Origin of the sequence: Rhizobium croatiense (assembly GCF_019793465.1) — a bacterium.
In the GTDB taxonomy this organism is placed as follows: domain Bacteria; phylum Pseudomonadota; class Alphaproteobacteria; order Rhizobiales; family Rhizobiaceae; genus Rhizobium; species Rhizobium croatiense.
The window spans coordinates 1-255 of sequence record NZ_JAILYJ010000121.1 but is presented as its reverse complement, the minus strand read 5'-3'; the positions used below and the strand labels follow the sequence as shown (position 1 = coordinate 255).

Sequence of the window (255 nt, the reverse complement as noted above, 5' to 3'; positions counted from 1 at the left end):
CCGGCGTGCAGGAGACCAGTCCGGTCTTCAGGTCGCCGGTGGCGAGCTTGCCGGCATTGACGACGCTCAAGCCATCGACATCCTTTTCCGGCAGGATCGACTGGATGATCGGCTCGCTGGCGAGCGGTTTCGGCAGGGGCAGCTGCACCAGGATGCCGTGGATCGACGGATCGGCGTTGAGGGTGGCAACGAGCGCTGCCAGCTCCTCCTGCCTGGTCTCGGCCGGCAATGTGTGCTGGACGGACTTGAAGCCGC

1 protein-coding gene is annotated in these 255 nt (G+C 65.9%); it reads right to left on the bottom strand.

From position 1 onward, the window contains the following. The coding region (locus K6M89_RS30845) for a tetrahydrofolate dehydrogenase/cyclohydrolase catalytic domain-containing protein (RefSeq protein WP_281428499.1) at positions 1–255 on the bottom strand (255 nt) is incomplete at both ends.